The organism is Bradyrhizobium sp. P3_C3 (assembly GCF_056402655.1).
The window spans coordinates 194,312-212,125 of the sequence record NZ_JBFUGY010000002.1 but is presented as its reverse complement, the minus strand read 5'-3'; the positions used below and the strand labels follow the sequence as shown (position 1 = coordinate 212,125).

The window sequence follows — 17,814 nt, the reverse complement described above, 5'->3', positions numbered from 1 at the left end:
CATCCAACGAAAGGTGCCGCTGATGAACATTGTCCTTCGCTTCGTGCTGCGCGTTGCGATCACGATCCTGATGATGGTGTTTGGCGGCCGCGCCGGCGCCGCGGCGCCGCCCGATCCCAGCGGCACCTGGCTCGTCCAGGACGGCCGCGCGCGCATCAGGCTCGAGCGTTGCGGGCCGTCGCGCGACCGCATCTGCGGCTTCATCATCTGGATGAAGGAGCCGGCCGACAAGCGCGGCCAGCCCTATCGCGACAAGGAGAATCCCGATCCCGACAAGCGCGCCCGCGCGCTGCTCGGCCATCAGCTCATCATGGGTTTGCAGGCGACGCCGGAGGGACAGTTTGCCGGTGAGATCTACAATGCCGAGGACGGCAAATCCTATTCGGTCTCGCTGTGGCGCGACTCCGCCGATCGCCTCAAGCTCAGGGGTTGCCTGATCAAGTTCCTGTGCCAGACCCAGACCTGGCAGCAGACCCTCGACGTGCTGCCCGGCCAGCTCGTCGGCCTCACCGGCGATCTCAACGGCCCCCGCGCCGACAAGGAATGGGCCGCCGTGCCGGCACCGAAGCCGATACAAGCCAAAGCCAAGTAGCGGATTGCTTCTCTAACCATTCACGTGGTTTCCGGTACGCCGACGGCTGCACTCGCAATGACGACGTGATGGCGGTCGCATATTGCGCGCCTTCGAGATTTGACCGGTTGTTCGCCAAAAGCTATCCTTCCGTCCCGCTGGGTCGTCCAATCTGAATTTGCACGCGCGAATTCCTCGTTCCGGGGGCGCACCTATGGAATGGTCAGCCAAGCCCTCTCGCGCCGATCAGCCCTTCGGCAGTTGGGCCGACGATCTCGCCGCGGCCTTTGTCCGGCTCGAGCCGCGTAAAATCGCCGACCGTCCCTTCGAAGGTTCGATCGCGCGTACCGACGCTGCGTCGGTCCAGATTTCGCTGGTGAAAGCCACAGGGCACTGCGTTCTCCGGCTGCGGCCCCATATTGCGCGAAGCACGGACGATCTCTGCTTCGTCAATCTCCAGCTCGAGGGTCTGGGCCGCACGACGCAGCGGGGACACGAGCAGGTCTGTGCGCCCGGCGACCTCGCGGTCGCCGATACGACCGAGCCGTTCGAGATTGCCAACGGCCGCGACTTCCGCCTCTTTTGCTTTGCCGTGCCGCGGCGGCACCTGCCAAAGAGCTTTGCGGATTCTCCGCGGCTTGCGTTGTCGAGGACGGAAAATGGCCGCGCGCTGTCGCGCACGCTCGCAGGCTATGCCGAGCTTTGCCTGGCAGCACCCGCCGTTGCGGCAAGCAGCGGCACGCATGTGGTCGAGCTGATCGCGCATGCACCGGAGATGCTGGGTGAACTGCCGGTTGCGCGCGTGAATGCGCCCGTGCTGCTGTCGATGATGCTCGACCATATCGACCGCCACAGCGACGATCCCGGTCTCGATGCCGAATTGCTTGCCCGAAAGTTCCGCTGCTCGGAGCGCTATGTGCACCGGTTGTTCGTCGCGACCGGCCGCTCCGTCGGCGAGCATGTCAGCGATCGGCGGATCCTGATCTGCGCCCGCGACCTGCTCGACGCGCAGCATCGTCACAAGACCATCTCCACGATCGCGTATGAGGCCGGCTTTTCCGACATCTCGCACTTCAACCGCCTCTTCAAGCGCAGCCACGGCCTCGCCCCGCGCGAATTTCGCAGGACGAAGGGGAAGGGCGAGTAGTTCACCTCCAGCCAAGAATTAGGTCGCTGCCGACCAAGATTTTCCGCCCTCGCTCGGCTCACCCTGGTGACCTGCCGGAGCGAGGGAGATGTTCGATGGCGATTGATTTCACGCTTTCACCTGCGCAGCGCGCGTTGCAGCTTCAATCGCGAAAATTCGCGGGGGAGGTCTTGGCCGGCGCCGGCAAGGCCGAGTTGCTGGCGACGCCGGAAGAGCGCTTCCTCGCGACGAAGCCGACCTATGAGGCGATGGTCGCTGCCGGTTATCTGCGCAAATGCATTCCGGCGCCGGCGGGCGGCGACAATGCCGGACTCATCGACATGGCGATCCTGGCGGAAGAATTCTACGCCGTGAATCCGAGCGTGACGCTGACCATGCTCGGCACGGTGCTCGGTTTGCTGCCAATTCTGCTTGGTGGTACCGCGGAGCAATGCGCCCGCCTGCTTGCACCGTTCCTGGAGACGAGCGGCGCTCCGCTTGCGGGCTTCTGCTCCTCGGAACCCGGCGGCAGCGCCAATGCTGCCGCACCACCGCCGGGCGAGGGCGTGCGCACCACCGCAAAACGCGAGCTCGGCAATTGGATCATCAACGGCCGCAAGAAATGGGTGTCGTCCGCCACCGGGTGGAATCGCAATGGCGCCGACGTGTTGTGCGTGGTGTGCCGGACCAATCCCGCCGCGCCACCGGAGCAGGGTGTCTCCATCATTGCGGTCGAAGGCCCGGTGCATGGCATCGTGTTCGAACGCGCCATTGATTCGATCGGCCACCGCGCTCACCTCGTGCCGGAATTCAGCCTGCGTGCCGTCACCGCGCCGCACGGCAATCTGCTCGGGCAGGAGGGGGGCGGCTTGATGCTGGCGTCCGCCGCCTTCACCGGCACGGCGGCGCTGGTCGGCATCTTCGGTGTCGCCCTGATGCGGGCCGCCTTCGACTTCGCGCTGCATTTTGCCCGCACCGAGAAACGCGGCGGGGTACAGGCGATCATCGAGCATCAGGCGGTCGGCTATGCACTCGCCGATGCCAAGACCACTATCGAAGCCGTGCGTTACCTGAGCTGGCGGGCCTGCCATGCGCTCGATACGCAATCACCGGGCGCCGACGAGCTCGCGGTCCAGGCCAAGATCTTCGGCTCCGAAGCCGCGGTGCGGGTCATCACCGACCTGATGCGCGTGGTCGGCATCGACAGCTATGATCACGCGGCGCCGTTCGGCCGCTTGTTGCAGGACGCGTTGGCGCTGCCGATCTTCGACGGTGGCAACATGGGCATTCGGCGGCGCCAGCTCCACGCGATGCTGATGCGGCCCGATTACGATCCACTGACCGCGTGCGGAGGAGCCTGAGACGACGCGTCGTATCTGCATCCGCCCTTTGCGCATTTGCGGGGAGAGGGAGTTCGCTACCCCAACCCCGCGCGCCGGAACCCTTCCAGATAGTGCTCGCGATCGGCGTCCCTGGCCCAGGGCAGCTGCGTCGCGATCCAGTGCAGCGAGATGTTGGGCTGGGTGCGGCGGAGTTCGCCCAGCGCCATCTCGGCCAGCGCGCCGTCGCCGGTCATGCCGGCGGACACCGCGAGCACGCGGTAGGCGCCGGTGAGGTCGCCGCGATGGCGGATCGCCTCGCGCGCCAGCGCGATCGCCTCGTCGTAATGCCGTTCGGTGAAGCGCGCATAGCCGGCAATGCCGTAATAGATCGCCAGCGACGGATCGCGCGGCGAGAGCCGGATCGCCCTCTGCGCCGCATCGAAGGATTCCCCGGAACGACCGGCGTAGGACAGCGCCAGGGCGTAATAGCCCTGCGCCAGCGAGAAGTTCGGGTTGAGCGCGAGCGCCTGCTCGAACTCGGACAGCGCGTCGGAAAGCCTGCGCGTCGAGAAGAAGACGCTGCCGAGCGCGGCATGCGCCCAGGCATCCTCGTGGTCATGACGCACCGCGGCGAGCGCGGCGGCCTCCGCGATCGGCACCGTCGTGGCAAGCTCCGCCCAGCCGAGATGGACGCCGAACATGTGGCTTGCCGCGAGCACCGACAGCGCCTGGCCGTAGTTCGAGTCGATGGAAATGGCGCGTTCGAGCAATGCCTGCGCAGCCTTGTGGTCCTGCTGCGTCACCCGCCAGTAATGCGACAGCGCGCGCATCAGCAGGTCCCAGGCATCAAGGCTCGCGGGCGGCTTGCGGTCGGCGCGAAAATTCTCGGCCGCGTGGATCTGCGGCTCGATCGCCGCGACGATCGCGTTGGTGATGTCGTCCTGCACGCCGAAGACGTCGACAAGCTCGCGGTCGTAGCGCTCGGCCCAGAGATGGCTACCGGTGGTGGCGTCGTTGAGCTGCGCGGTGATGCGCACACGGTTGTCGACCTTGCGCACGCTGCCTTCGACGATGTAGCGGACGCCGAGCTCTTCGGCGATCTGCCTGATATGGACCGAGCGCCCCTTGTAGGTGAAGGACGAATTGCGGGCGATCACCATGAACCAGCGCTGCTTCGACAGCGCGGTGAGAATGTCCTCGCTGATCCCGTCGCCGAAATATTCCTGCGCGGGATCGCCGCTCATGTTCTCGAAGGCGAGCACCGCGATCGCCGGGCGGTCCGTCGCGGCGCGCACCGGGGCAGGGCCGGGTTCCACCGGCGCAAGCGTCGCTGCCACATCTTCCCGGACGTCGCCGACGAAGCGAAAGCCCTTGCGCGGGATCGTCTTGATCAGCCGCTGCGTCGCGCCGTCGTCGCCAAGCGCCTTGCGCGCGGCATTGATTCGGCTGTTCAGGGCGGAATCCGAGACGATGCGGTCGCTCCAGATCTGGCTGATCAGGTCATCCTTGCTGACCACACGGGCGCGTTGAGCGACCAGATAAAGCAGCAGATCGAACACTTGCGGCTGCAGCGGCACGGCCGCGCCGCTGCAGGTCAGTTCCCGCAGGTCGCCGTCGAGCACGTTGTTTTCAAAGAGAAATCGCACGTTTCTGTCGTCTCAAGCAAAAATCAAAGTGGTCTCAGGCGAAAATCAACCGTCCGCGAAAGTCAGGGGGTGTCCGATCCGGCATGGTGCGAACACTAAACAGTGCCGATGCCTCGGCACAACGGAGCGTTCTATGACCCAACTTGATCACCAGCTTCATTCCATCGGCCCGGAGGTTGCGGGCTCACGCATTTTCAAATTCATCGGCTTTCTGTACGGAATTGCGGCATATCTCGTGTTTTTCGTCACCATTCTCTACGCCATCGGCTTCGTCATGGGGCTGGTGGTGCCGAAGACCATCGACACCGGAACCGACACGCCGACGGCCGAAGCCGTCATCATCAATCTACTGCTGATGACGCTGTTCGCCGTTCAGCACAGCGTGATGGCGCGCAAGCAGTTCAAGGCGTGGTGGACGCAGTTCGTCCCCAAGCCGGTCGAGCGTTCGACCTACGTGCTGTTCGCGAGCCTGTCATTGCTGCTCCTGTTCTGGCAGTGGCGTCCGATGCCTGCAGTCGTATGGGATGTCGGAAACCCGGATCTCGCCGTGACGCTGGTCACGCTGTCCCTCGCGGGCTGGGTGCTGGTGTTCGCCTCGACCTTCATCATCAATCACTTCGAATTGTTCGGGTTGCACCAGGTGACGAACCATCTCGTGGGCAATGAGGCGGCGCCGCCGCGCTTCAAGACGCCGTTGTTCTACAAGTTCGTTCGTCATCCGATCTATCTCGGCTTCATCATCGCATTCTGGGCGGCGCCGGTCATGACGGCGGGCCATCTGCTGTTCGCGGCCGTGACCACGCTCTACATCTTCGTCGGCATCGCGCTGGAGGAGCACGACCTCGTCGATCTCTTCGGCGACGAATACCGGCAGTACAAACAACGGGTGTCGATGCTTATTCCCTGGCGCAGATCGGTATAGCCGTAGCATCTTTCCGCCGCGTCCACCGAAAGGAGGACGCGCGGCGGAACCGAAGCGCGTAACGGACGTTGCCGGCCTCCAGCCTTCAACGTCCCTCGGGGTGATTCCCTCCGCTCCGACGCCTCTCCCCGCATCCGCCTTTGCCGGTTTATCGGCGAGCCGGAGCGGGGAGAGGAATTTCAACCTTCATCCAACGGAGACGACCCAATGAAACATGTCGGAAACTGCTTCTGTGGCGCGGTCACAATCGAGGTCACGGGCGAGCCGGCGGCGATGGGCTATTGTCATTGCCGCTCCTGCCGCTCGTGGTCGGGCGGACCGGTGAACGCCTTCAGCCTGTGGAAGCCGGAAGCCGTGCGCATCACCGAAGGCACCCAGAACGTCGAGACTTTCGCCAAGACGCCGCTCAGCCAGCGCAAATATTGCAAGAAGTGCGGCGGTCATCTCATGACCAACCACCCGCCGCTCGACTTGATCGACGTCTTCACCGCCACCATCCCCACGCTCGCATTCACACCCGGTGTTCACGTCAACTACGCCGAGACGGTGTTGCCGATGCGCGACGGCCTGCCGAAACTGAAGGACTTTCCGGCCGAGTTCGGCGGCAGCGGCGAGATGATGCAGGAGTAGAGGTGCTCTTACCCTCCCCTGGAGGGGGAGGGTCGATCGCGCGAAGCGCGAGCGGGGTGGGGTGATCTCTCCACACAGGCAGTCTTCGTTGTGGAGAGACCGTCACCCCACCCCGTCTCTCATCTTCGCAGCGCTCAGATACGAGCCGACCCACGGGCGAGCTACGCTCGTCCCGGACCCCTCCAGGGGAGGGTAAACAGCATCACCTCATCCCGGCGCGCCGAAACCCCTGCAGATAGTGCTCGCGATCCTCTGCCCGCCGCATCGGCAGCTCGCGCGTGAGCCAGGCCAACGAGATGCCGGGCTGGGTGCGTTGCAGGCCCCGCAGCGCGTACGCCGCGAGTTGAGGATCGCCCAACATGCCGGCGGCGGCCGTCAGCACGCGATGGGCGCCGACGAAATCGGCGCGCTGCCGCATCGATTCCCGCGCCATCTGCACGGCGCCCTCATAGTTGCGGCCGATGAACTGGGCATAGGCGGCTACGCCGCAATAGATCGCCGCGAGCGGATCGCGCGGGCTCAGCCGCAGCGCGCGGCGTGCGGCGGCATCGCCGTCTCGCCATCTCCCGGCGTAGCACAGCGTCACGCCGTAGAAAGCGTGCGCCATCGCAAAATTCGGATTGAGTTGCAGCGTCAGCTCGAACTCAGCCAGCGCGTCGTCGAAGCGGCGGCGGAACAAATAAGTGTAAGCCAGACCGTGATGGGCCCAGGCGTCCTCGCGATCGGCTTCCACCGCCGCGAGCGCCGCGCGTTCGGCGACCGGCACGGTCATGGCCATGTCGGCCCAGCCCATATGCGCGCCGAAGATATGGCTGGTCGCGAGCAGGCCCAGCGCCTTGCCATAGGCGGGATCGATCGCGGTCGCCTGTTCCAGCAGTCCTTGCGCGGCGGCGTTGTCCTCGCGCGTGATGCGCCAGTAATGCGACAGCGCACGCATCACGAGGTCCCAGGCGTCGAGGCTGCCCGGTGGCTTCTGCTGGGCACGAAAGCTTTCGGCGGTATAGAGCTGCGGCTCGATCGCGGCGACGATCGCCTCGGTGATCTCGTCCTGCACGGCGAAGATGTCGGCAAGCTCGCGGTCGTAACGCTCGGCCCAGAGATGGCTGCCGGTCGAGACGTCGTTGAGCTGCGCCGAGATGCGCAGGCGATCGCCGCTGCGCCGCACGCTGCCTTCGAGCACATAGCGTACGCCGAGCTCGCGCGCGACTTCGTGCATGTGAACGGCGCGGCCCTTGTAGACGAAGGAAGAGTTGCGGGCGACGACGAAGAACCAGCGCAGCTTCGACAGCGCCGTGATGATGTCCTCGCTGATGCCGTCGGAGAAATAGTCCTGCTCGCGGTCGCCGCTCATATTGGTGAAGGGCAGCACGGCGATCGCGGGACGGTCGGGCAGCGCGAGCGCCGCCTGCGGCGCCTGGGCGACACGGCCCGGCTCCGGCAAGGCCGCGCCGCGCTGCGTCTGGACAGCGCCGACGAAACGAAAGCCCTTGCGCGCGATGGTGCGGATCAGCGCCTGGTTGGCGCCGCTGTCGCCGATCGCCTTGCGCGCCGCGTTGATCCGGCTGGTCAGGGTGGATTCGGAGACGCTGCGCCCGTGCCAGATCTTGTCGATCAGCTCATCCTTGCTGACCACCCGGTCGCGGTTCTCCATGAGGTGGACGACGAGGTCGAAGACCTGCGGCTCCACGGCCACGGGAACCTGCTCGCGGCTCAGCTCGCGCCGGTCGGTGTCGAGAAGGTGGTCCCGGAACATAAACTGCACGTCGAAAACTCAACCCTCGCAATGACATCAGGCAATGATGAAATCAGAATGGATTTCGACTCTAAGACTGTGAGTCCGCTGAGCGGCCTGCCGGGTTCACCACGATCGCGTGATGGCTGCTATGCCGTTTTCGGATAGGAATGCAACTTGAATGAGAATGTGGCGGGTCTGGTGGACTGTCGCGGGCTGCGCACTTAGCCCGATCTTGCTGCGCGCACAATTTATCCCCGTCACCCTGCGGTGGCCGCCTTGTCACGGCCCTCGAAGGGCAACGGCCCGGCTGCATCGCGGCCGCTCATCACTTCGAGGCCCTTCGTGCGCCGCTGCGCATCGCACGCTTCGCATCTCAGGATGACGGGGTGATCGAGCGATGCGCCGTCGTAATGCCGTCGCACGGCATCGAATGTGTGGCGAGCCATGAATGTCCATTGCCGGACAGGGCGGCCCGCGTAAGCTGCTCTCCACACAAACACCAACCATAAAGAAACGCCCATGCCCGCTTTTCCCGCCTCGACGACCGTGCTCGATTCCATGCTGTTCCGCGACGCCTTCGGCACGCCCGAGATGCGCGAGGTGTTTTCCGATGTCGCGCTGGTCGGACGCTATGCCGAGGTCGAGGTGGCGCTGGCGAAAGCGGAGGCGAAGTGCGGCGTGATCCCGCAGGAAGCCGCCGACCAGATCGCGGCGCGGACCGATGTCGCCGCATTCGATTTCGATCTGCTGCGACAGGAGACCGACATCGTCGGCTATCCGATCCTGCCGCTGGTGCATCAGATGGTGAAGCAGTGCGGCGAGGCCGGCCGCTACGTGCATTGGGGCGCGACCACGCAGGACATCATGGATACCGCGGTGGTGCTGCAATTGCGCGCCGCGCTCGGGATCGTCGAGCGCGACATCGCCGAGCTGCGAAACATCCTCGCGGACCTCTCGAAGCGCTACCGCGACACGCCGATGGCCGGCCGCACCCATCTCCAGCAGGCGCTGCCGGTGACGTTCGGCTACAAGACCGCGATCTGGCTCGCGATGTTCGACCGCCACGCCGAGCGGCTCGTGCAATTGAAGCCGCGCGTGCTGGTCGGACAGTTCGCCGGCGCCGCCGGAACGCTGGCCTCGCTCGGCGGCAAGGGGTTCGAGGTGCAGGAGGCGCTCTGCGCCGAGCTCGAGCTCGGCATTCCTGCCTCGACCTGGCACGTCGCGCGCGACGGCTTTGCCGAGGCCGTGAACTTCCTCGCGCTGGTCACCGGCTCGCTCGGCAAGATCGCGCTCGACATCATGATCATGGCCTCGACCGAGTTCGCCGAGGTCTACGAGCCCTTCGTCAAGGGCCGCGGCGCCTCCTCGACCATGCCGCAGAAGCGCAACCCGATCTCCTCGGAGCTGATGCTCGCGGCGTCCAAGGCGGTGCGCCAGCATGCCGGTCTGATGCTGGATGCGATGGTGCAGGATTTCGAGCGCGCCACTGGGCCCTGGCATGCCGAATGGATTGCGATCCCGGAAAGCTTCGTGCTGACCGCCGGCGCGCTGCACCAGGCGAAGTTCGCGCTCGCAGGCCTCATCGTCGATGAAAGGAAGATGAACGACAATCTCGCCATCAGCCGCGGCCTGATCGTGGCCGAAGCGGTCATGATGGGGCTGGCGCCGCAGATCGGGCGGCAGGAGGCGCATGACGTGGTCTATGATGCCTGCCGGCTCGCCAATGAGAAGGGTCTGACATTGGCGGACGCGCTCTCGTCCGACGCCCGCGTCTCCGTCAGGATCGACCGTGCCACGATCGAAGCGCTGACTTCACCGAAAAATTACCTCGGCCTTGCGCCCGCCATGGTCGACCGGGTGCTGAAATCGGCAACGCGTTGAAAACCAAAATGCGCGAAACTCCGTATCTCTCCGTGTCGCAAGGCGCTCGCGCACTTGCGCCTTGCGATGCTAGACTTAGATTGAACGAGAGAGCTTCGGCAGAGGACCACGCATGATTGATCACCGCAATTCCGCCGTTCCCATCGATCCCGTGAAACTCGACCGGCTGGCCGAGGTGGCGGTGAAGGTGGGCCTGGGCTTGCGGCCGGGACAGGATCTGCTCTTGACGGCGCCCGCGATCGCGCTGCCGCTGGTGCGGCGGATCGCCGTGCACGCCTACAGGGCCGGCGCCGGTATCGTGACGCCGATCCTGTCGGATGAGGAGATGACGCTGGCGCGCTACCGCCACGGCCAAGACAACAGCTTCGATCGTGCCGCCAACTGGCTCTATGAGGGCATGGCCAAGGCGTTCTCCGACAACACCGCGCGGCTCGCCATCGTCGGCGACAATCCGATGCTGCTGTCCGGCGAAGATCCTTCCAAGGTGGCGCGCGCCAGCAAGGCCAATTCGATAGCCTATCAGCCGGCGCTGGAAAAAATCGTCAATTTCGACACCAACTGGAACATCATCGCCTATCCGAGCCCGTCATGGGCCAAACAGGTCTTCCCTGATGATCCCGAGGACGTTGCGATCGGCAAGCTGGCAGACGCGATCTTCGCGGCCTCCCGCGTCGACCGCGAGGATGCGATGGGCAATTGGGCGAGCCACAACGCGGTGCTGCGCGAGCGCACCAACTGGCTCAACGGCCAGCGTTTTCGCGCGCTGCAATATTCAGGTCCCGGCATCGACCTCTCCATCGGGCTGGCCGACGGACATGAATGGGAGGGCGGCGCCTCGCTGTCCAAGAACGGCATCAGTTGCAACGCCAATATCCCGACCGAAGAGGTTTTCACCACGCCGCATTGCCGGCGCGTCTTTGGCCATGTCGTGAGCTCGAAGCCGCTGTCCTACCAGGGCACGCTGATCGACAACATCGCGGTGCGCTTCGAGGACGGCAGGATCGTCGACGCAAAGGCCTCGCGCGGCGCGGAGGTGCTGAACAAGGTGCTCGACACCGACGAAGGCGCGCGGCGTCTCGGCGAGGTGGCGCTGGTGCCGCATTCCTCGCCGATCTCGCAGAGCGGGCTGTTGTTCTACAACACGCTGTTCGACGAGAACGCGGCCTCGCACATCGCGCTCGGCCAGTGCTATTCGAAATGCTTCGTCAACGGCGCGCAGCTGACGCCGCAGCAGATCGCCGCGCAAGGCGGCAACCAGAGCCTGATCCATATCGACTGGATGATCGGCTCTGCCGAGACCGACATCGACGGCATTCTCGCCGACGGCAGCAAGGTGCCGGTGTTCCGCAAGGGCGAGTGGGCGAAGTAGTCCGCTGCTGCTCGTCATGCCCGGGCTTGTCCCGGGCATCCACGTTCTTGGTGCCGCTAGGCGTGGATGGCCGGGACAAGCCCGGCCGTGACGATGATGGTGGAAGGTTCAAGCCCCAGCGCTGGCGTCACGTTCTCTCACGCCGCCGCGTTGCGCAGCATCCGGTTGTTGTCGATGCTGAAGCGGTTGAACAGCGTCGTGAACGGGCTGCCGTCGGTGGCCCGCACGATGGCGTCGGACGTGGCGACCGCCTCGTAAAGCGCACCGATGGGATCGTCCGCGTCGGGCAGGTCGAGGGCGCCGCGAATTTCCTCGCGGGCCGCGTTGACGTCGTCCTCCTGGTCGAGTGTCGCCTCCAGCGCATCCGCCGCGCGCCGCATCTCCGCGAGATCGCCGCCGGCGGAGAATTTGAGGATGTGCAGCCAGTAGGGGTGGGCGACAACGAGCTGGATGAAGGCCTCGAACGTGCCGGCGATGATTCCTGCGCGGCCCTCCGATGAGACGTAGAGCACATTCCGCGACGGAAGCAGCACGAAGGTGCCGCCGCAGCCGTCGCTGCCGATCTGCCGGGGGTTTTCGACGCCATCGATGGTGAACCAGGGCTCCTCTTCGGCTGCAAAGGAAACATCGAGGCTGCCGAGCCAGGCGACGACCTCGCCTTGGGCTGTCAGAACCTCCGGGGTGAGGGGCATCGGTGTGGACTCCTTCGATGGTCACTTTCGCGCACTTTGTCGCACCCCGGAAAAGATGGGTTCATGTGCGCGAATTTGCAGGCAAATCCCGACGTTAACCTCGTCGCACCTGCAACTTGCGGCTGATTGTCGGCGCCTGCGTAAGAAAGAATTAAAAACCGGCTACTAGCGTTCCAACATCTTTGGAAACAATCCGGGCCCAGACCCGGCCATACATATTTTATTCCCTGGGGAAGCAGATGTCGCCGTCATTGATTGAAATCAGTAGTTGCAACGTGGATCTCGAGCTGCGGCCGATCGAGCCGTCCTGGATTATCGAAGGCAATCCGGTGTCGCGCTCGCACATCCTGTCGACCAGCGCCGACGGCACCGCCTCGACCATCATCTGGCACTGCACCGAAGGGCGCTTCAACTGGTACTACGACATCGACGAGACGATCATGATCATGGAAGGATCGATCGTGCTCGAAAGCGACGGCATGCCGGCGAAGCGCTATGGGCCCGGCGACGTCATCTTCTTCCGCGACGGCGCGCATGCCAAATGGCATGTCGAAGGCCACGTCAAGAAGATCGCCTTCTGCCGCAAGACCAATCCCGTGATGATCGGATTCCTGATCCGCGTCGTCAACAAGCTCAAGCGGATGTTCGTCTCCGCCGGCGAGCGCCGCCCCGCCTCGCTGTTGGGGGCTGGCTAGAGTTCAAACATATCCAAGGACGCTTCCCAGCGGCCACGACGGAAGAGGGGCCGGGACCAACATCCCGGCCCCTCTTCTCGTCATGACGGCAGTTCGAGCCGGTAGACATCGCTCGCCGTCTGCGAGAACAGCGCCGTCTTCTCGGCCTCGCTCAAGGGCGCCGCGATACGCTTGAACGCGTTGAAGATCACCTGGTAGCTGCACTGGCCCTTGTCCGGCGGGAAATTGCTCTCGAACATCGCTCGCTTGGGGCCGAACGCCTCGATGCAGGTCTCGACATAGGGCCGCCAGGCCGCGGCAAGCTCCTCGGATGACGGGGGCTTCGCGCGCAGATGGAAGTCATAGGCGAGCAGGCACATCGCGAGCCCACCGAGTTTCACCGAGACATTCTCGCACTTCGCGATCTCCTGGATCGAGGCGCGCCATTGCGGAAACACTTCTTCGCGCCGCCCGGCAAAGCGACCGACGCCGGCCGGGCCGCCGCAATGGTCGAGCACGATTTTGGTGTCGGGAAAGGCGCGCGCGAGCTCGGTCAGCTCGCCGATCTGTGGGTGAAACAGCCAGGCATCGAAGCTCAGATTCAGCGGTGCGAGGCAGGCAAAGCCTTTGCGGAAAGTCGGATCCCGCAACAACCCCTTCGGCCGGTTGGCATACATGCCGGCGACGACAGGGTCTTCGTCCCAAGCCGAGGAATGCCTGATGCCGCGGAAGCGGCCGTTGCCCGCTGCGATTTCGGCTTCCAGCACCGGCTTGGCGGCATCGCCGAGCAACAGGTTGACGTGGCTGACGATGCCGGCGCAGATCGCGGCCGTGCCGTAGCCGCCGCTTGCGCTCATGGCGGCGACGCCGTTGGCGAACTCGACTTCACCGACCGGCCGGAATGCCTCGGGCCCGTGCGCGCGATACATCGAACGGCAGTCAACATAGACGGTCGCGATGATGTTGTGCCCGGAGGCGATATCGGCCGCCATCTCCTCGATCAGATAGCGCTGCCCGCGATTCCAGAGATGGTGATGCGGATCGACGATCGGCCGCAAGGGATCGATGATCTCCTCCTGATATTGCGCGAGCCAGTCCTCGCGCGGCTCGACGAATAGCCCGCTCGTGTTGGCGGGCACACCGCTTGCAGCCATCGGCATTCGCTCCCTTATGTTTTTTGTGGGGGGAGCCTAGCACCTCGTCTCCGCATCCAGCTGCGCGTGCTGCGCAACCGCACCCGTCATCGCGAGCACAGCGGCGCCGTCGTTAGCCCTTGCGCCGCTTCGCCCTCACGTCGACCACAAGCCGCCAATCGGCTGCGGCTGCCGGCTCCACTTCGCCGAGCCAATGGAAGGAATCATCGGTAATCTCCGTGAAACTCCAGCGTGTCAGGTCGCCCGCATCGGTCGTGCCTTCCTGCACGATGTCCGCGCCGCGCGGGCGGCCGATCTGCTGGCGGAATACGCTACGACCGGGATCGAACCAGGAAATCCGCCACGCGGACATGGAGGGGTCATAGACCCGCAGCGTCGTGCCGTACCAATTGCCGGCGATCGGAAACGCCAGCGCAGCCGCTGGGCGGGGGATGATCCAGACATCCTGAACGGCGCGGCCTTCCAGCACCCAGCCGAAATGGATTTCGCCGGGCGCGGTGTGCGTGGTTCCATCGGGGCCATGAGCGGTGATCCCGGCATCCCAGTCGCCGACGAAGCGGCCGTAGAGCTGGAGCGCCGCCGCGTGCTCGGGGTTCGGTCCGTCCGCGTGCAAAAGTCTGGCAAAGTCGGTCATGTCGATCTCCTGTCGTGAGGAGATCAGCACGAACGAACGGCAATCGACTTGGAGAAAATTGCGCGTCAGACGCCGTCGAGGATGATGACCGTCGGCGTCGTCGGCAGCGCGTCCCGCGACATCCGGAAGGAGCGCTCGCTGCGCCGGTCGATCTCGAACTGCCGGCCGATGAGGTGCATGAATTCGTCGAGCGGGGTGGCGAAGCGGTGCATCGGCAGCACCACAGAGGCGCGCAGCCGTTTGGTGATCTCGGAGACGCCGTCGAGCGACATGGTGTAGGTGCCGTCGATCGGCACCATCACGATGTCGAGCCGCCCGATCTGGGCGAAATGGGTTTCGTCGAGCTTGTGGTGGAGATGACCGAGATGGCCGATGCAGAGCCCGGCGACCTCGAAGATGAAGATCGAATTGCCGTCGCGGATCATGTCGGTGCCGGAATCGTCACCGAAATAGCGGCGGATATCGGTCGTGACGTTGCGGATGAAGGTGTCGCCGATGCGCTCCGACACGACGGCCGGCTTGCCGTCCTCGCCCCAGCCATGCAGCACATGGGGAATGCGCTGGTCGGGAAATAAAGAGTAGTGCGTGCTGTGCGCCCGGTTCATGGTGACGACATCGGGCAGACGTCCGACCTGGTAGGCGCCGCTGTAGTCGGTCGCGATGCGCAAGCCGCCGGGCGTGTCGATGAAATAGGTGGAATGGCCGGCATAAGTGATCTGGACGTCAGCCGAGCCTGCGGCCTGCCGGAAGGCGGCCGGCATTGCGCGGGGCATGGCGTTTGCCATCGCCAGGCATTCGCTCCGCTGAGGTGGCTGCTGGGCGAGAGCAGGAGAGAGGAATGCGCCGAACAGCGCCAGAGCCGCTGAAACCAGTCGCCGCATGAATCCGTCCCCGATGACTTCGAAAGAAGTCTAGCGTGCAATGCAGTGCGTGGCCAATAGGCCGCGATCAACAGCGCGTCAGTGTCGCAGCCTTACTCCCGGCTTTTAGTTGCGCCTTGGGCTGAACTTCCAGGTGATGGCGATGAGGCCCGCGGTGATCAGGCCGCTGATGAGGCCGGCGATGGGGAGGGCGAGCAGCAGCGCTGCGCTGGCGGCCCAGCCGATCGAGGAGAAGGCTTCGGCGAAGGTCGCGAGCCGCGACGAGGTCTGGCGGCGGCGGAATTGGCTGCGCCGGGCCTGCACCCGGAACCAGAGCTGGATCGCAGTCGCGGACGCCGCGCTGATGATGAGAGCACCGGCACTGACCGCGGCCTGGAAGGGCGAGGCGAAGGCGAGTGCCGCGACCAGCGGGCAGAAGATGGCAGCGATGGCGATCAGCACGACCTCGATCTTGGCGCGGATGACGCTGGACGGCGTCAGCGGCGCGGTCGCGACCAGGTCGGGGGCGTCCTCGCCCGAGATCGTCAGCCAGGCGAGTCCGCCCGCGAGCTGTCCCGCCGCCATCACGATGACGGGTGTGATCAGCGTCAGCGCCGCGGAGCTGTCGGCAAAGTTGCGCCAGAGCAGCAGCGCCGGCGGCACCAGATAGAGCAGCTGCATAAGCGTCTGCGAGATCAGCCAGGGATCGCGCCAGAGCAGCGAAAATTCCTTGCGCCGCAGCGCTTGTTGCCGCGATCCGCCGCGGAACGGGCGCTGCTTCGCGGCCTTGCTGCCGGAGGCGCCGTAAGCGGCGGCATCGATTGCGGTATCGGCAAAGCGGTGCGAGAAGACCGCCATCACGCTGCCGAGCAGCACGAGCCCGAGCGCGAGGAGCAGCAGCAGCGCCTCGCTGTCGCCCATGGCCGCCCGCGCCGGCCACCACCAGATGCTGTCGACGTCGGGCGCGTAGGCGGCGAAGCTGCCCGAGGTCAGGATGGTGAAGCGCGACAGCGTGCCATAGGACATGATCGCGGCGACCTGGAGCGCGATCACGAAGCCGGCGCCGATCATCGCGGCGAGGACCTGGGCGACGAAGCGCGTGCGCGCCGGGCCGATCAGGCGGAACAGCACGATGGTGATGGCGATCGCGATCGCCGCGGCCGAGAGGCCCATGGCGATGACGACGCCGAACGCCGCAAGCCAGCGCGCGCCGCCGCCGATCACCAGCACGTCGATGAACGGCGTCGAGAACAGCAGCGCCATCACGGTGACGGCCAGTGCGATCGCGGCGATGCGCACCGAGAACAGATTGGCCAGCATCGCGGGCGAGGACATGATCAGGTCGAGATCGGCGCGGGCGTAAAACACCCGCGTCACCGATTCGATCGCCTGCGACAGCATCAGCGTCCAGGCCAGAAAGATCGTCGCCGAGATCACGATCAGCGAGGATTTGTCGAGCGGCAGCTGCAGGTCGGCGAAGCGGCCGATCACAGCCCAGGCCGGTACGTGTAGGAGGGCCGCGAAGAACAGCAGGCCGATCATTGCGGCGCGCGCCCGCTTGCGCCGCCCGCCGGTCATCATGGCGAACCATTCGCGCCAGGCGAGCCGGAGCTCGTGGCGGGCAAACCAGGAGAGCGCGGTTGCCGAGCTCATGCGGCTTCCGGAAGCGTCACCAGCGCGATGAAGAGATCTTCCAGGCTGGTGTCGGCATGGCCGTTCTGCTGGCGCAGCTCGGTCAGCGTGCCCTCGGCGACCAGACGGCCCGAGGCGATCACGCCGATGCGGTCGGCCATGCGTTCGGCCACCTCGAGAATATGCGTGGTCATGATGACGGTGCAGCCGGCGCGGACGCGCTCGCTCAGCAGTCCCTTCACGTGGCGGGCGGAAACGGCATCGAGGCCGGTCAGCGGTTCGTCGAGGATGATGAGGCGGGGATCGTGCACCAGCGCGCCGGCGAGAGCGACCTTCTGGCGCATGCCCTTGGAAAAGCCTTCGCAGCGTTCGTGCCGGTGCGGCTCGAGCCCGAGCGAGGTCAGTAGGTCCTGCGCGACCGGTTCCGAGACCGACGGCGCGATGCCCCAGAGCCCGGCGACGAATTCGAGGTACTCAAGCGGCGTCAGCTTGTCGTAGATCATGGGCTCGTCGGAGACCCACGCCATCACCTGCTTGGCGGCGACGGGATTTGCGAGCGCATCGATGCCGAAGATCGAGACTGCGCCGGCGTCGGGCCGCAACAGGCCCGCGACCATGCGCAAAGTGGTGGTCTTGCCGGCGCCGTTGGGGCCGACCAGCGCATAGAATTCCCCAGCGTGAATGGTGAGATCGAGGCTGTCGACCGCCAGACGGTCAAAACGCTTCGTTAACCCCAGGACTTCCAGCGCCGATCTGTCCGGGTTCATGACGGCCACACCATCCGGTTTTGCATCGCTCGCGACCATGATCCCAAGATGTTTCGGCACCGTGAATCTACGGCCCACAAATTCCGCCATCCGGTTGCTACTAATGGCAAGTCACCGTTTGTTGACAGCGCTGGACGGTTCAGGCTGAATTGGCGTCGGGACAAATGGCGCTAACGCGGCGAAACGACCGCGTAGCGAC

The 17,814-nt window shown here is 65.0% G+C and carries 17 protein-coding genes; 8 read left to right on the top strand and 9 right to left on the bottom strand.

Going from position 1 to position 17,814, the window contains the following annotated elements; genetic code table 11:
* The first annotated feature begins 22 nt into the window (after window positions 1–22).
* From AC1DW2_RS03525 to AC1DW2_RS03515, 3 genes are all read left to right on the top strand, one after another.
* Complete coding sequence (locus AC1DW2_RS03525) at window positions 23–592, top strand: DUF2147 domain-containing protein (protein ID WP_208089069.1); 570 nt, start codon at window positions 23–25, stop codon at window positions 590–592.
* A gap of 193 nt (window positions 593–785) precedes the next feature.
* Window positions 786–1,718: a helix-turn-helix domain-containing protein gene (locus AC1DW2_RS03520; protein ID WP_477005273.1), complete on the top strand. Its 933-nt coding sequence runs from the start codon at window positions 786–788 to the stop codon at window positions 1,716–1,718.
* 95 nt (window positions 1,719–1,813) lie between these two features.
* Window positions 1,814–3,058, top strand: a complete 1,245-nt coding sequence (locus tag AC1DW2_RS03515; protein WP_477005272.1) for an acyl-CoA dehydrogenase family protein — start codon at window positions 1,814–1,816, stop codon at window positions 3,056–3,058.
* Window positions 3,059–3,114: 56 nt separating this feature from the next.
* Here AC1DW2_RS03515 and AC1DW2_RS03510 read toward each other — a convergent pair whose 3' ends face one another.
* A complete protein-coding gene (locus AC1DW2_RS03510) occupies window positions 3,115–4,665 on the bottom strand; it encodes a winged helix-turn-helix domain-containing protein (RefSeq protein ID WP_477005271.1) in 1,551 nt (516 codons plus the stop codon).
* Between the two features lie 133 nt (window positions 4,666–4,798).
* Between AC1DW2_RS03510 and mddA the strand changes: the two genes are divergently transcribed.
* On the top strand, window positions 4,799–5,587 hold the full coding sequence (gene mddA, locus AC1DW2_RS03505) for a methanethiol S-methyltransferase (protein ID WP_063980801.1): 789 nt from the start codon (window positions 4,799–4,801) through the stop codon (window positions 5,585–5,587).
* Window positions 5,588–5,794: 207 nt separating this feature from the next.
* Window positions 5,795–6,217, top strand: a complete 423-nt coding sequence (locus AC1DW2_RS03500; protein WP_477005270.1) for a GFA family protein — start codon at window positions 5,795–5,797, stop codon at window positions 6,215–6,217.
* A gap of 202 nt (window positions 6,218–6,419) precedes the next feature.
* Here AC1DW2_RS03500 and AC1DW2_RS03495 read toward each other — a convergent pair whose 3' ends face one another.
* Together AC1DW2_RS03495 and AC1DW2_RS03490 are read right to left on the bottom strand one after the other, a co-directional pair.
* Window positions 6,420–7,979 (bottom strand): winged helix-turn-helix domain-containing protein, encoded by a 1,560-nt coding sequence (locus tag AC1DW2_RS03495; RefSeq protein WP_063980802.1) that lies wholly within the window; start codon window positions 7,977–7,979, stop codon window positions 6,420–6,422.
* A 230-nt stretch (window positions 7,980–8,209) separates the two neighbouring features.
* On the bottom strand, window positions 8,210–8,398 hold the full coding sequence (locus AC1DW2_RS03490) for a hypothetical protein (protein WP_477005269.1): 189 nt from the start codon (window positions 8,396–8,398) through the stop codon (window positions 8,210–8,212).
* 73 nt (window positions 8,399–8,471) lie between these two features.
* On the opposite strand from AC1DW2_RS03490, the gene pcaB reads away from it, so the two are divergent.
* Together pcaB and AC1DW2_RS03480 are read left to right on the top strand one after the other, a co-directional pair.
* Window positions 8,472–9,833 carry a 3-carboxy-cis,cis-muconate cycloisomerase gene (pcaB, locus tag AC1DW2_RS03485; protein ID WP_477005268.1) on the top strand — a complete coding sequence of 454 codons (1,362 nt, stop codon included), beginning with the start codon at window positions 8,472–8,474 and terminating at the stop codon, window positions 9,831–9,833.
* A gap of 112 nt (window positions 9,834–9,945) precedes the next feature.
* Window positions 9,946–11,202, top strand: coding sequence for an aminopeptidase (locus tag AC1DW2_RS03480; protein WP_477005267.1), 1,257 nt, complete (start codon window positions 9,946–9,948; stop codon window positions 11,200–11,202).
* Window positions 11,203–11,339: 137 nt separating this feature from the next.
* On the opposite strand, the gene AC1DW2_RS03475 is transcribed toward AC1DW2_RS03480, so the two are convergent.
* On the bottom strand, window positions 11,340–11,894 hold the full coding sequence (locus AC1DW2_RS03475; protein WP_477005266.1) for a hypothetical protein: 555 nt from the start codon (window positions 11,892–11,894) through the stop codon (window positions 11,340–11,342).
* Window positions 11,895–12,133: 239 nt separating this feature from the next.
* On the opposite strand from AC1DW2_RS03475, the gene AC1DW2_RS03470 reads away from it, so the two are divergent.
* On the top strand, window positions 12,134–12,589 hold the full coding sequence (locus AC1DW2_RS03470; RefSeq protein WP_477005265.1) for a cupin domain-containing protein: 456 nt from the start codon (window positions 12,134–12,136) through the stop codon (window positions 12,587–12,589).
* Between the two features lie 80 nt (window positions 12,590–12,669).
* Here AC1DW2_RS03470 and AC1DW2_RS03465 read toward each other — a convergent pair whose 3' ends face one another.
* The 5 genes from AC1DW2_RS03465 to AC1DW2_RS03445 form a co-directional block, all read right to left on the bottom strand.
* Complete coding sequence (locus tag AC1DW2_RS03465; RefSeq protein WP_477005264.1) at window positions 12,670–13,722, bottom strand: amidohydrolase family protein; 1,053 nt, start codon at window positions 13,720–13,722, stop codon at window positions 12,670–12,672.
* A 112-nt stretch (window positions 13,723–13,834) separates the two neighbouring features.
* The gene (locus AC1DW2_RS03460; RefSeq protein WP_477005263.1) at window positions 13,835–14,356 is read right to left on the bottom strand and encodes a hypothetical protein; all 522 of its coding nucleotides are present in this window, start codon (window positions 14,354–14,356) and stop codon (window positions 13,835–13,837) included.
* 65 nt (window positions 14,357–14,421) lie between these two features.
* Window positions 14,422–15,237, bottom strand: a complete 816-nt coding sequence (locus AC1DW2_RS03455; protein WP_477005262.1) for an MBL fold metallo-hydrolase — start codon at window positions 15,235–15,237, stop codon at window positions 14,422–14,424.
* A gap of 105 nt (window positions 15,238–15,342) precedes the next feature.
* Complete coding sequence (locus tag AC1DW2_RS03450) at window positions 15,343–16,869, bottom strand: permease (protein WP_477005261.1); 1,527 nt, start codon at window positions 16,867–16,869, stop codon at window positions 15,343–15,345.
* Window positions 16,866–17,615, bottom strand: a complete 750-nt coding sequence (locus tag AC1DW2_RS03445; RefSeq protein WP_477005260.1) for an ABC transporter ATP-binding protein — start codon at window positions 17,613–17,615, stop codon at window positions 16,866–16,868. Before AC1DW2_RS03445 ends, AC1DW2_RS03450 begins: the two co-directional genes overlap by 4 nt.
* Between the last annotated feature and the right edge of the window lie 199 nt (window positions 17,616–17,814).